General features: G+C 52.6%; 13 protein-coding genes. 3 read left to right on the top strand and 10 right to left on the bottom strand.

Features of this window, described 5'->3' with window-relative positions; genetic code table 11:
• Positions 1-100: 100 nt before the first annotated feature.
• From ymiC to topA, 5 genes are all read right to left on the bottom strand, one after another.
• Positions 101-199, bottom strand: a complete 99-nt coding sequence (gene ymiC / locus JT31_RS24005) for a small membrane protein YmiC (protein ID WP_235212905.1) — start codon at positions 197-199, stop codon at positions 101-103.
• A 157-nt stretch (positions 200-356) separates the two neighbouring features.
• Positions 357-527, bottom strand: a complete 171-nt coding sequence (locus tag JT31_RS23855; RefSeq protein ID WP_158399815.1) for a hypothetical protein — start codon at positions 525-527, stop codon at positions 357-359.
• Positions 528-529: 2 nt separating this feature from the next.
• Positions 530-658: a YmiA family putative membrane protein gene (locus tag JT31_RS22845; protein ID WP_071842910.1), complete on the bottom strand. Its 129-nt coding sequence runs from the start codon at positions 656-658 to the stop codon at positions 530-532.
• Between the two features lie 345 nt (positions 659-1,003).
• Positions 1,004-1,978 (bottom strand): HTH-type transcriptional regulator CysB, encoded by a 975-nt coding sequence (gene cysB, locus JT31_RS00115; protein ID WP_038471909.1) that lies wholly within the window; start codon positions 1,976-1,978, stop codon positions 1,004-1,006.
• 200 nt (positions 1,979-2,178) lie between these two features.
• Entirely contained in the window at positions 2,179-4,776 is a 2,598-nt protein-coding gene (gene topA / locus JT31_RS00110; RefSeq protein WP_038471906.1) for a type I DNA topoisomerase, read from the bottom strand.
• A 400-nt stretch (positions 4,777-5,176) separates the two neighbouring features.
• Here topA and JT31_RS00105 point away from each other — a divergent pair, with 400 nt between their 5' ends.
• Positions 5,177-5,428, top strand: a complete 252-nt coding sequence (locus JT31_RS00105) for a YciN family protein (protein WP_038471902.1) — start codon at positions 5,177-5,179, stop codon at positions 5,426-5,428.
• 68 nt (positions 5,429-5,496) lie between these two features.
• Here the strand turns inward: JT31_RS00105 and sohB are convergent, their stop codons facing one another.
• Entirely contained in the window at positions 5,497-6,546 is a 1,050-nt protein-coding gene (sohB, locus tag JT31_RS00100) for a protease SohB (RefSeq protein WP_038471899.1), read from the bottom strand.
• Between the two features lie 257 nt (positions 6,547-6,803).
• On the opposite strand from sohB, the gene JT31_RS00095 reads away from it, so the two are divergent.
• Both JT31_RS00095 and cobO read left to right on the top strand, forming a co-directional pair.
• A complete protein-coding gene (locus JT31_RS00095; RefSeq protein ID WP_038471896.1) occupies positions 6,804-7,565 on the top strand; it encodes a YciK family oxidoreductase in 762 nt (253 codons plus the stop codon).
• Positions 7,562-8,152, top strand: a complete 591-nt coding sequence (cobO, locus tag JT31_RS00090; protein WP_038471893.1) for a cob(I)yrinic acid a,c-diamide adenosyltransferase — start codon at positions 7,562-7,564, stop codon at positions 8,150-8,152. Before JT31_RS00095 ends, cobO begins: the two co-directional genes overlap by 4 nt.
• On the opposite strand, the gene JT31_RS00085 is transcribed toward cobO, so the two are convergent.
• From JT31_RS00085 to rluB, 4 genes are all read right to left on the bottom strand, one after another.
• Positions 8,146-9,099, bottom strand: coding sequence for an AraC family transcriptional regulator (locus JT31_RS00085; protein ID WP_038471890.1), 954 nt, complete (start codon positions 9,097-9,099; stop codon positions 8,146-8,148). The two genes, cobO and JT31_RS00085, sit on opposite strands and share 7 nt — an antisense overlap.
• Before the next feature lie 24 nt (positions 9,100-9,123).
• Positions 9,124-11,472, bottom strand: a complete 2,349-nt coding sequence (locus JT31_RS00080; protein WP_038471886.1) for a beta-glucosidase — start codon at positions 11,470-11,472, stop codon at positions 9,124-9,126.
• An 18-nt stretch (positions 11,473-11,490) separates the two neighbouring features.
• The gene (locus tag JT31_RS00075; protein ID WP_038471883.1) at positions 11,491-12,849 is read right to left on the bottom strand and encodes an MFS transporter; all 1,359 of its coding nucleotides are present in this window, start codon (positions 12,847-12,849) and stop codon (positions 11,491-11,493) included.
• A 179-nt stretch (positions 12,850-13,028) separates the two neighbouring features.
• Positions 13,029-13,904, bottom strand: a complete 876-nt coding sequence (gene rluB / locus JT31_RS00070) for a 23S rRNA pseudouridine(2605) synthase RluB (protein ID WP_038471880.1) — start codon at positions 13,902-13,904, stop codon at positions 13,029-13,031.
• Positions 13,905-13,958 lie beyond the last annotated feature (54 nt).

Below are 13,958 nucleotides of genomic sequence, written 5' to 3'. Positions count from 1 at the left end.
TGAGTAAACAAACGCCCCGGCGTTAGCCAGGGCGAGATTTAAAGCAGAGAGGAGTCTTTGGTGCGGCAGAGCAGCGGCGGTAAGCCGCACGTGGCGATGATTAATTAACGAAGGCGCGGAACATTTCTACCCAAAAGACAGCAGACAGCGTAAAGGCGCCCATCCAGGACCAGTATTTCACGGCGCGTTGATTATTCATAAGTTTTGCTCAATGTTGCGATATGCAATAAGACTGCTTAATTAAGCAGTCACCAGAATGTATTGCTGTGTGTAATTATCAGTAAACGATTCGTTGCCCTACGGTAAATAAAATGCATTTCTTTGCCGCAGAGAAAATAAACGGTTTAATAACGAAATTATTGTTTTTTGCTGTCGTCTTCGGAAAACAAATCGATAAAAGCCTGCTGCTGTTTTGTCAGCGCCCAGCCTTCAGTCGATGTGCTTTCCTCTTTTTTTACTTCTTTTCGCGTTTTGCCGCGGGTGCGGGCCACGACTTTGGGTGCAGGAACCCTATCCCGAGTAGACATAGCTACCCCCAAAATTTCCAGGCAACCAGCGCCACGACCAGCCAGAACAAGGCTGACACCAAAAACACCGCAGTCCACGCCTTGCGTTTCAGCGCCGGATCCCTTTGCGGTTGCTCACTTCCTGATGACATTGCTAGCCTCATACAATCGACACCACTTATCGTAATATTTCCAAACAATCGGTATAACTAATCGCCAGTTGGGATTAATCCTAAAGAAACTCTAGCTCAAAAGCCAGAAAAATTGCGCTATGGGGAAGAGAAAAGATTTAATCTTTTGACCTGAAATAAATAATCGAAACACCAAATTTGCGCAACTACGACTTATTTACTAGCTGTGTCTCTTTATTGCGACACAATAACCATTGTCACGATGTGGCTTATTAGGCGGGAATGGGAATAGATGAAGAAATGCGTTTAATTCTTATTTAATAATGAAGTGGGTATCTCCGGATTCACCGAAGATACCCTGGGAAATTATTTGGCCGGTAATTTTATATCTTTAAACATCGCTTCAATATCTTCATTTGAGCGTAATGCCACTGCGGTATCGACCACATCTCGCGTTAAATGCGGCGCAAAACGCTGAATGAAATCATACATATAACTGCGAAGGAAAGTGCTACGACGGAAACCAATTTTCGTGGTGCTGTGGCTAAATACGCCCTGCGCTTCAATGCGGACTAAATCGGGGTCGGAAATCGGATCCACCGCCATGCTCGCGATAACCCCCACGCCAAGGCCCAGACGCACGTACGTTTTGATAACGTCAGCATCGGTCGCCGTAAAGACGATACGCGGCGTTAATCCGGCTCGGTTAAAGGCGGTGTCCAGCTCTGAACGGCCGGTAAAACCAAAGGTGTAGGTAACCAGCGGATACTGCGCCAGCTCTTCAATGGTGACCGACTCTTTTGAGGCCAGCGGATGATCCGGCGTGACCACGATTGAACGGTTCCAGTGGTAGCACGGCAGCATGACCAGGTCGTCATAAAGATGCAGCGCTTCGGTGGCAATCGCAAAGTCTGCATTGCCTTTAGACACGGCCTCTGCAATCTGCGTCGGCGAGCCCTGATGCATGTGCAAAGAAACACGCGGATAACGCTCAATAAAGCCTTTTATCACGCCGGGCAACGCGTAACGAGCCTGGGTATGCGTGGTGGCCACATACAGCGAGCCTTTGTCAGGCCAGGTATGCTCCCCGGCAACGGATTTAATGGCGTCGACTTTAGAAAGCACTTCCCGGGCGATACGGATAATTTCCTGCCCTGCCGGCGTCACCTGAGTCAGATGTTTCCCGCTGCGGGCGAAAATTTGGATCCCAAGCTCATCTTCCAGCATACGAACTTGCTTACTGATCCCCGGCTGAGAGGTATAAAGCCCTTCCGCCGTGGAGGACACATTCAGGTTGTGGTTAACGACTTCAACGATATAACGAAGCTGCTGTAATTTCATGACTTACCGTCCAGGGTCAAAGGCCCCGGCACTCAATGGCAGGGGTTACGACGCAGAAAATACGAAAATTGACATTGCTTTACTTACTATATCAGTTATAGCTACTTTGTATAGATGGGATGAAAAGATAATAAACGAGTTATATAAAGCGGCATAAAAAAACCGGAGACAGGCTCCGGTTTTCTCATTTGCAGGCAGGCTTATTTCTTGCCGACAACCCACTTACCGTCGACGAAGAAGGCGGACCAGCCGGTCGCTTTGCCCTCTTTCTCAGAAGCGACATACTGCTGCTTCGTTTTACGGCTAAAGCGTACGAAAGCTTTATTCCCTTCAGGATCTTCCTGAGGAGCATCGGCCAGGTAGCGCAGTTTCTCCGGTAAACGATCGCGGAAGCGGTGAAGCTCTTCAACCAGCGGCGCACGCGTTTCACGAGATTTCGGGAAGGTGTTTGCCGCCAGGAATACCCCAGCCGCACCATCACGCAGCACGAAATAGGCGTCGGATTTCTCGCACGGCAGCTCAGGCAACGGCACCGGGTCTTCCTTCGGCGGCGCGACTTCGCCGTTACGCAGGATCTTACGGGTATTCTTACACTCGTCGTTGGTACAGGCCATGTACTTCCCGAAACGCCCCATTCTCAGGTGCATTTCTGAGCCACACTTCTCGCACTCAACGATCGGGCCGTCATAACCTTTGATGCGGAACTCACCCTCTTCGATTTCGTAGCCGTCGCAGGTCGGGTTGTTACCACAAACGTGCAGCTTACGCTTCGGATCGATGAGATAGCTGTCCATCGCCGTGCCGCATTTCTGGCAGCGACGCTTGGCGCGCAGGGCGTTTGTTTCCGCGTCATCCCCTTCCAGCACGTTAAGAACTTCGTTCTCCGGCACCAGGTTGATGGTGGTTTTGCAGCGCTCTTTCGGCGGTAACGCATAGCCGGAACAGCCGAGGAACACGCCGGTACTCGCGGTACGGATCCCCATTTTACGGCCGCAGGTTGGGCAATCGATGCTGGTCAGGACCATCTGATTCGGGCGCATGCCGCCTTCTTCCGGATCCTGCTCGGCTTTCTCAAGCTGGCCGCTGAAATCGCTGAAGAAGTTATCCAGCACGCCTTTCCACTCGGCCTGATTGTTTGCGACCTGGTCCAGGCTGTTTTCCATTTGCGCGGTGAAGTCGTAATTCATCAGCTCGCGGAAGTTTTCTTCCAGACGGTCGGTCACGATCTCGCCCATTTTTTCAGCGTAGAAACGGCGGTTCTCGACGCGCACGTAGCCACGATCCTGAATGGTGGAGATGATAGAAGCGTAGGTAGATGGACGACCAATACCGCGTTTTTCCAGCTCTTTAACCAGCGATGCTTCACTGAAACGTGCTGGCGGCTTGGTAAAGTGCTGGGCAGGAAGCAGCTCAACCAGCGTCAGTTCCTCACCCGGATTAACCGCCGGTAAAGTGCGGTCTTCATCGCCCTTACGCAGCGCAGGCATCACCTTCGTCCAGCCATCAAAGCGCAGCGTACGACCACGCGTCTTCAGGCGGTATTCACCGGCTTCCACCGTCAGCGTGGTGGAATCGTATTTCGCAGGCGTCATCTGGCAGGCCACGAACTGGCGCCAGATCAGCTGATAAAGCTTCTGGGCATCCGCTTCCATGTCTTTCAACGACTCGGCCTGCACGGACACGTCAGAAGGACGAATCGCTTCGTGCGCTTCCTGAGAGTTGTCCTTGCTGGCGTACTGGTTCGCGTCCGCAGGCAGGTATTTCTTACCGAAGCTCTCTTCGATATAGCCGCGCACCATGCTCACCGCATCCTGGCTCAGGTTGGTGGAGTCGGTACGCATATAGGTAATGTGGCCCGCTTCGTAAAGACGCTGTGCCATCATCATCGTTTTCTTCACGCCGAAGCCAAGACGCGTACTGGCGGCCTGCTGCAGCGTGGAGGTAATGAACGGCGCACCCGGCTTGCTGCTGGTTGGCTTGTCTTCACGATCCAGAACGGTGTAGCGAGCTTTTTCTAGCAGGCTAACCGCCGCCATAGTTTGCTCGCGGTTAACCGGCCGGAAAGGCTTGTCTTTATGATGGCTCACCTGCACCGGGAGCGCATTGCCCTTCGGCGTCGACAGGTTAGCGTCGATTTCCCAGTACTCTTCCGGCACGAACGCTTTGATTTCGCGCTCACGCTCGACAACCAGGCGAACCGCTACGGACTGCACGCGCCCTGCGGACAGGCCACGCGCAATCTTTTTCCACAGCAGCGGTGACACCATGTAACCCACTACGCGGTCCATAAAGCGGCGCGCCTGCTGGGCGTTAACACGGTCGATGTTCAGTTCACCCGGCTTTTCAAACGCCTGGCGAATCGCATTTTTAGTGATTTCGTTAAAGACCACGCGGCTATAGCGCGTTTCATCGCCGCCGATAACTTCCCGCAGGTGCCATGCAATGGCTTCCCCTTCGCGGTCAAGGTCGGTTGCGAGATAGATGTGGTCTGCTTTTTCTGCCAGAGATTTCAGCTCGGAGACCACTTTCTCCTTGCCCGGCAGCACTTCGTAGCGAGCGTCCCAGTTATGCCATGGATCAACACCCATGCGATTGACGAGCGCTCCGCGTTCATCCTTTTTGACCTTTTTGGTCCCTTTGGCGGCGGCAGAGTCAGCGCTCTTCTTGGTGGTTGATCCACTGGTCGGCAAATCACGGATGTGACCGACGCTGGATTTAACCACGTAGTCATTACCGAGATATTTGTTGATCGTTTTGGCTTTTGCCGGGGACTCAACGATGACGAGAGCTTTACCCATTTTCACCTTTACCTATTTAATTCTTCCAGGAATACGTCGCAAATTTTCACCTTCCACTGGCGACGCGCTTTTTTATATTGCGGCAGTGTGGAAGGAGATCAACTCTTTTTTTCAATAACCTGCATCACAGGCGGCTCACTCGCCGGTTATTGAAGGCCAGAAGTCTCGCGCAAGTGGCATAGCACGACGGAAGTTTGGTCGAATGTCAAGCAATTCTGTTGCCAGATTTGCGAAAGCGTCACACTCTACCTGATAAAATATGTTACGCAACTTTATTAGCATGCAATACCGGATCCCGCCAGCACGGTTAACTTTTTTAAGGCCACAGGGTTTACAGGGAAAATTTGCCCTTTCCCCTCAAGCGGACGTAAACTAGCGCCAGTTTTTTAAGGAGAACATCATGCAAGAGACAACTCAGCCTATTGACCGCGAATCCCTCCTCGTTGAGGCGAACAAAATCATTCGTGAACATGAGGATTTCCTGCACGGGATGGAAGCCACCGGCGTGGCCCCGAAAAACGGCGTGCTGGTCTTTAGTGGAGAATACTTCCTGGACGAACAGGGCTTGCCGACGCCGAAGAGCACGGCGGTGTTTAATATGTTTAAGCACCTGGCCCACGTCCTGTCTGAAAAGTATTCGCTGCAGGACTAAACGAAAAGCGAGGCTCAGGGCCTCGCTTTTTTGGTCTTAGAACAGCCTTGTTTTAGAAAATAATTGTTTTAGAGCAGCGGCTTTTCTCCCCGCTGCCACCAGCGCAGCAGCAGGCGGTCAACGCTGTTCGCCGCGCTTCCGGTGAAACGATCCATTACTTTTTTACGCTGCAGATATCGGACATTTACGGCGTCAAAATCTTTCATCATGCCCAACAGCAGGTCATCGCTGGTCGCCACGTCATCCACCAGGCCCTTTTCCTTCGCCTGAGTACCGTACCAGTGCTCGCCCGTAGCCACCGCTTCAATATCAAGCGCGGGACGCATGCTGCTGACAAACTGCTTGAAAAGATGATGCGTTTCGTTCAGATCTTCCCTGAATTTCTCACGTCCCTGTTCGGTATTTTCGCCCAGCAGCGTCAGGGTACGTTTGTACTGCCCCGCGGTGTGCAGCTCAACGTCGATGTCATTACGTTTGAGCAGGCGGTGGAAGTTAGGAATTTGGGCCACGACGCCAATCGAACCGATGATGGAGAATGGCGCGGCAACAATACGCTGAGCCACACACGCCATCATATAACCGCCGCTGGCCGCGACTTTGTCTACCGCAACCGTTAGCGGGACGTCTTTGTCACGTAAACGCTGAAGCTGCGATGCCGCAAGCCCATAGCCATGAACCACGCCGCCGGGGCTTTCAAGCCGCAGCAGAACCTCATCTTTCGGCTTCACCACGGACAGCACGGCGGTAACCTCTTCGCGCAGGGAACTCACTTCGTGAGCATCCATGCTGCCTTTAAAGTCGAGCACGTAAAGCGTTGGCTTGCCCGAACTGGTTTTTTCGCCACGTTTTGCCCGCGCTTTAGCCTGCTTAGCTTCAAGCTTGAGTTTTTTCTTTTCTTCTTTATGCCACAGTTTCTGCTGGTGCGGATCGAGCATAGCGACCTGCATTTCCTGCTTGACGTCCTGATACTGCTCGCTCAGATTCGTCAGGCGTAGTTCACCGCGCGCCTGTTTCTTACGTTGCGCAACGTTCACCAAAATAATGGCCACGGCGGCAATCGCAACCACGAGGGTTACCGCTTTAGCCAGAAAAAGCCCATAGTTAGCAATCAGATCCACATTTACCGCCTTTATCACTAAGCATTGTTAATGTCTGCCAGTGTACCCGAGCGGGTACACGTTCGTCTGTAAGTAACTATAAAGGCAGGAAGAGCGCTTCCTTAAAGGGTTTGGCGCAGGGAAACTTTTGCAAAATGTTAATCCTGAGCATTGTCTCCGTCAGGCTGATTGAAATGCGCCCGCCTTTGAGGCATAAAGCCCGGTAACCCAATGAGAAATAAGACGTGAGCATATTGCATCACGCGAGGAGCAAAACCGTGCACTACCAGCCGCAAGATAACTTACTGCAAAACCGAATTATTTTAGTCACCGGCGCCAGCGATGGCATCGGCCGTGTCGCCGCACTCACCTACGCTCGCTTCGGTGCTTCGGTCATTCTGCTGGGACGCAACGAACAGAAGCTTCGCGCCGTCGCCGGCGAAATCCAGTCCCACGGCCTGCTGCCAGCGCACTGGTTCACGCTCGACCTGGCCACGGCCACCCCGGAAGAGTGCCACGGCCTGGCAAACAAGCTCGCTACGCTGGTTCCGCGCCTCGATGGCGTACTGCATAACGCAGGTATTCTTGGCGACGTGGTGCCGATGGATAAGCAGAACCCGGAAACCTGGCAGGCCGTGATGCAGGTGAACGTTAACGCCACCTTTTTCCTGACTCAGGCTTTGCTTCCTTTATTACTCAAATCCGAATCCGGCTCGCTGGTCTTCACCACTTCCAGCGTTGGCCGCCAGGGCCGCGCTGGATGGGGAGCTTATGCTGCATCGAAGTTTGCCACAGAAGGCATGATGCAGGTGCTGGCCGAGGAATATAAGCAACACAACCTGCGCGTGAACTGCATTAACCCCGGCGGCACGCGTACGGCGATGCGCGCCAGCGCCTTCCCAACAGAAGATCCGTCAAAACTAAAAACGCCGCGAGATTTAATGCCGCTTTATCTGTGGCTGATGGGCGACGATAGCCGCCGAAAAACCGGCATGAGTTTTGACGCCCAGCCTAACCGCAAACCGGGGATTTCAGAATGAGTGAGGATCGTTACCAGCAGCGACAGCAGCGGCAAAAAGAAAAGGTTGATGCCCGCATTGCGGATGCTCAGGAAGAGCGAGGGATCCTGATAGTCTTTACCGGCAACGGCAAAGGTAAAACAACCGCTGCATTTGGCACCGCCACCCGTGCAGTAGGCCACGGCAAAAAAGTCGGAGTAATTCAGTTTATCAAAGGCCAATGGCCGAACGGCGAGCGTAATCTGCTGGAGCCGCACGGCGTGGAGTTTCAGGTGATGGCAACCGGCTTTACCTGGGAGACACAGAACCGTGAAACCGATACGGCCGCGTGCCTGGCGGTATGGGAGCAGGGTAAACGCATGCTGGCGGACGCTGCGCTGGATATGGTTATCCTCGACGAACTTACCTATATGGTGGCCTATGATTATCTGCCGCTGGAAGAAGTCTTAAGCGCGCTGGCTAGCCGTCCGGCAAACCAGACGGTGATTATCACCGGACGCGGATGTCATCGCGAGATTCTGGACATCGCCGACACGGTAAGCGAACTTCGCCCGGTGAAGCATGCGTTTGACGCCGGGGTCAAAGCGCAACCCGGTATTGATTACTGAAATTCCAGTCGCTTAAGCAGCTCCGCATTCAGCGGCAGGCAGAGACAATCCTCCCCCAGAGCCAGCTTGCTGTCGATGGCGCTTTGCCGGGAAACAAAGCGTTTTCGGTACTCCGTTGGCGTCAAACCGCAATACTTATTAAACGCGGCAATCAGGTATTTATGCTCCTGAAAACCGCAGGCGTGGCTAATGGTGGTGATAGGCGAACGCGTGTCTTTGAGCAGCGTGCGGGCTTTATTTAACCTTACCAGGGTCAGGTATTCTTTAAAGTTATGGCGGCTCACTTTCTTAAACTGCCGCGAAAACCATGAATAGCTGACCCCGATATAGCTGGCGACCTCGGCGAGGCTGAGGGGCTGATCAAATCGCTGGTTAATAAACTCAATCCCTTTCTTGATCATCGCCACTTCACGCTGCGCGCTCTCGACTCGACCCACCGGCTTTCCTGCCGTTACAAGCGCATCCAGCAGCAAATAAATTGCAGCAATACGCTGGAAAGGCGCACGGTCGTCTATCAGGTGTTCAATCAGCGTTTTTAGTCGCTGATGAACGACCCTGTCAGCGCTGTCCGTAACCCCATCCGGGCGACACCAGTCAATGTCCGGTGCCGGATGTAATTCGTCGAACAGACCCGAGGAAAACTGCACCGTGACCAGCGTACTGCCCTCTTCCTCCGCACATAGCGAGTGGACCTCCTGGGCATTAATATAGAGCATTCCGCCCTTATTCAGTTCAATAGACTGCATGCCTACGGACAGGGTAAAACGCCCCGCAAGGACGGTGACAAGCTCAGGTGCCGGGTGCCAGTGAGGCTCGCAGTAACGCACCTCAGCGGCAAAGACATTCAGCTTTTCGGCGTCGAAAGCAATCAGCTCATAGCCACTCGCGTTGAGCTGCCGCCCTTCTGTTATTGCCGACCCGGCATGAATAGCTGAAAAAGAAAACACGGCGCCCCCTGTGGCTGTTCATTATTATTCCCCGGCGAGCACGGCGTTTAACTCATCTCGCTCAATATCCAGCCCAAGAAACTCGGTAAGCGCGATGAATAAGCCGCAAAAGAGGTCCGGTGCAACCCTGGTCAGCTTCTCCCGCACAACCTCTGGCGGCACAAGGCTTTTCCCGGCAACCAACGCCACTACGCGATCGAAGACTTCCGGCTGCTGAATCAACTGCTGCAGCGAGTTATCATCACGAAGCGTCATGTATTGCTCCTCGCAGTCAACATTAAACCCGGCACTCAGCGGTAAATCGCGTGACGACCCGCCAACATACACCTGCCAGCGGCCGGGCGTTATTAGCCATTTTGCCAGACCCGGATGATAGCAGCTCAGCTCGGCAACAGGCAGTTGGAGGTTCACACGCCGCGTTTCTCCTGGCTCAAGGAGGATTTTACTAAAGGCTTTCAGCGCCCTTTCCTCACGAATCAGTTCCCCTTTTGGCGCACGGACGTAAAGCTGCACGATTTCTTTACCCGCGTAGTTGCCGCAGTTCGTCACATCCACGCTAACCGTTAAGGTCTCATTATCACCCAATTGCTCAGTAGAAAGTTCAATCCTGTCATACGCAAAACGCGTGTAGCTCAGGCCGAAGCCAAAAGGAAACAGCGGCGTCAGGCGGCGTTTGTCATAATATCGATAACCGACAAATAATCCCTCACTGTAATGGTGCTGCAGATTTTCCCCTGGATAATGCAGCCAGGCCGGCGTCTCTTCCAGCGTATTCGGAACGGTGACAGTGAGCTTGCCGCAGGGATTACGCTTGCCAAACAAAATTTCCGCCACGGCGCCCCCCATTCCCTGCCCGGCAAAAAAGGTCTCCAACAAGGCTTTGCATTCGCTCAGCCACGGCATCACCACCGCATCGCTGTTGGCCAGCACGACCACGACGTTGCGCTGCACAGCAGCAACCTCGCGGATAAGCTGCTCGTGGACAGCAAGAATATTCAGATCCTGACGGTCGCCGTTTTCACCATCTTCGCCGACGGCAGTACTGACAAAGACGACCGCGACATCCGCTTCTCGTGCGACGGTTATCGCTTCCTGAAGCGCCTGCGCATCTGCCTGTATATCGTCCGGTGTGCCTTCAGCCCACGAAACCGTAAACGCCTCTCCCGCCAACGCGAAGATCTCATCGAGAGGGCGATCGAGGAAATACGGCACCGTAGTGGCGCAACCTGATCCTTGAATAACAGGCTGTTGTGCTGGTTTGCCCAGCACCGCTATACGGGGAGTTTTATCGGGCCGTAACGGAAGCAGGTCGTCTTCGTTTTTCAATAATACAATCGACTCTGCCGCCAGCCTCTGCGAAAGGGCGTGGTGTGCGGGGAAATCAGCAACGGCATCTCTGCGCCGATGGCGTTCTACTTTATCAATGAGTTCGAGCATTCTCAGACAGGCGCTGTCAACCACGCTTAGCGGCACTTCACCGGCCTCGATAGCCGCCAGCAATGTTTTCTTATCCCGTGCCGTTTCCGGCATGGCTAAATCATTGCCTGCCATCAGCGAGGCGGGACGGTCTTTAATTCCGTACCAGTCCGACATCACCAGGCCGCTATAGCCCCATTCATCTCGAAGGACTTTAGTGAGCAAGAAAGGATCCTGAGAGGTTTGAACGCCATTTAGCCGATTATAGGAGGACATCACGGTCCACGGATTCGATTTGGCAATCGCTCTCTGAAATCCTGCCAGATAAATTTCTCGTAGCGCACGTTCGTCTACTATTGAGTCCATTTCGGTACGGCGAAACTCTGAATTATTGGCGGCGAAATGCTTGAGGCTGGCGCCCACGCCCTCTGCCTGCAGGCCATTAATCAGGGCCGCTGCGATGTCGCCGCTGACAACCGGATCCTCGGAGTAATACTCATATCCCCGACCAGCAAGCGGAGTACGTCGAATATTAATTCCCGGTCCTAACAAAATCCCCACGCCCATTTTCTGGCACTCAAGCCCTAACGCTTGCCCCATTATTTGCACCAGGTCAATATCCCAGCTGCACGCCAGGCTTGAGCCGTTAGGGAAGCAGGTAGCAGGCAAAGAAGCGCTGAATAAGGCCTCGCTTCCTCCTTTCTGTTCATCCTCTACCGCACCTGCCCGGTCGGCCGTTTGCGTGATCACGGAGATAAAATCATCCATGCTCCACTTCTGCTGGCCGTCGATTTGAGCGCTGCTGTAACGTACGCCATAAGTGCCATCAGTCATGACGATATCTGGGATGCCGTGCTGTGGCAGAGAGGCTGTGCGCCACAGGCCGCTACCGCTCAGTAAGGTCACTTTTTCATTGGTCGTCATTGCCGCAAGCATTGCGTGAAAGTCAGCATTCATTTTGCTAATCCCCAGAAGTTAAAGCGTTTCCTGCTTGCGCAGACTCAGTTTATGAACGATATCGCGGTATTTATTTTCATCAAGGGAATAACAGGCAACAAAAATCGCGCTGAGTGCGAACATCGCCCCTGGAAATAACGTCATCATAATATTGATACCGTTGATAGCGCTGGCACTAATATTACCGGCATCATAGTGGTAATAATCAAGCATCCACCCTGCACAGCCACCGCCGATGGCCATCGCAATTTTGGTGATAAAATTATAGAAACCATATATAGCACCTTCAGTACGAACGCCATGATGCCATTCGGCATATTCAACCGTGTCGGCTATCATCGACCACATTGCAACAAATCCGATACCCAGCGTAATGCTGTATAAGCAGACACCGGTCATAATTAACCAAATATTATCTCCGGCGATGAAATATTGCATTAGCACACCCAACACACCGAGTAGCAATGCTGACAGAGTCATTTTCTTTTTCCCCATTAGGGTAATTAATTTTTCGCACAAAACCGTCCCCACAATATAAGCGGCCGACTGAATAATGAAAAAAGTCGCGGTAAACCCTTGGTTACCAATAATGTATTTTATAAAATAGATAGCAATCGCCATCCACACCGTATAGGCAATGTAGAAAAATACGGTGAACAATGACAGGTGAATAAGCGGTTTATTCCCGGTGACGGCCCTGAGCATTTCACGCAGCCCAGGTGAATGTGTGCTCTCTTCCGTGACCCTTTCCTTCGTCATGCCAAAACACAGCATAAACATGAAGGTAGCCAGCAGTGCGAAGCATGACACGGCAAAGACATAGCCGTACTGCTTATCGGTAAAAGGCGATATAATCCAGTCGGCCGTGGTTGATACAATCAGGTAACCCAGGATCGCCAACACAAATCGATAGACCGAAAGCGAGGCACGCGAGGCTTCATGCTGCGTGATGCGGTTCGTTAACGCCGAATATGGCGTATTTACTGCCGTATATGCGAGGCAGTAAAGCGTATAAGAGATAAAGGCAAAATAGAATTTTGCGCCGCCGCCGAAGGGGAAAAAACACAATACGGTCAGCAAACCTAAGGGAATCGCGCCGTAGCATATCCAGGGCCTTAGCTTCCCGTAGCGGCTGTGCGTCTTATCAATAGCAAACCCAATGACCACATTAAAAATGGCATCAATGATGCGAGCCACAACAAATATCACGCTGGCCTGCGCGGCGCTAATCCCATATATATTGGTATAAAAGAAAAGCAAGAATAGTGATACAAACCCAAATGATAAATTAGAGGCAAAATCCCCTAACCCATAACCGACTTTTTCTTTTAAGCCGATCGCCACATAGCTTGCCGATAACTTCTGCACAGAATTCATGTTCCCCTCCGCACATTACACAATGTTCAGCCAGTATAAGGAGGGTGCAAAACCATTACTTTGCGTTATTTGTCGAGCTATTTCCTGTTTTTTGTCTTTGTGCGAAAGTGTGAGAGTTGTCTCAAACAGGAATATCAGGAGAGACATTCCCGGCGAGGATTCACCGGGAATGAAGGGGATTAACCGTTACTGCGACCGCCGGAACGACGATTGCCGCCGGTGGTCTGAGTGTGACGCTTAACGGCACGGCGAATCTGGTTCGCCTTCATACGGCGACGATCTTTTTCTACCGCCACCTTGCTGCTGGTTTCTTCCGGCAGCTCGACAAGCGTACGCAGGTAGTTTGTCTGGGCCAGATCGAGCTCAGTGTAACCGCCACGCGGCAAGCCTTTAGGCAGTTTGATATCGCCATAACGAACGCGAATAAGGCGGCTAACCTGCACGCCAACCGCTTCCCACAGGCGACGAACCTCACGGTTACGGCCTTCGGTCAGGGTCACGTTGTACCACTGGTTAATGCCTTCGCCACCGGTGAACTTGATAGTTTTGAATGCCGCAGGGCCATCCTCAAGCTGCACGCCGCGAGAAAGCTGCTTTACTTTATCGTCATCTATTTGACCAAAGACGCGAACGGAGTATTCACGCTCCACTTCACGGCTCGGGTGCATCAGGCGGTTAGCCAGCTCGCCGTCGGTAGTGAACAGCAGTAAACCGCAGGTGTTGACGTCCAGACGCCCTACGGCAATCCAGCGAGCACCGCGCAGCTTCGGCAGACGATCAAACACCGTCGGGCGCCCTTCCGGATCGCTGCGGGTACACAGCTCACCTTCCGGTTTGTAATAGGCCAGCACGCGGCAGATTTGTTCCGCAGACTCACGAATCGAGATCAAATGACCATCGATGCGAATTTTAAGCGACTGGGTAATTTCAACCCGATCGCCCAGCGTGGCAATTTTGCCATCAACGCTTACGCGACCAGCAGAGATAATGGTTTCAATCTCACGACGGGAACCATGGCCAGCGCGAGCCAGCACTTTTTGTAACTTTTCGCTCATTGAGCTTCCTCGGGTGTCGCCTTCACAGGCGTCTCAGATACTTTGAAATCAAAA

This window comes from Cedecea neteri (assembly GCF_000757825.1).
Lineage (GTDB): Bacteria > Pseudomonadota > Gammaproteobacteria > Enterobacterales > Enterobacteriaceae > Cedecea > Cedecea selenatireducens.
Note: the sequence above shows the minus strand (reverse complement) of the source record. Positions and strands in the feature narration are given on the sequence as shown.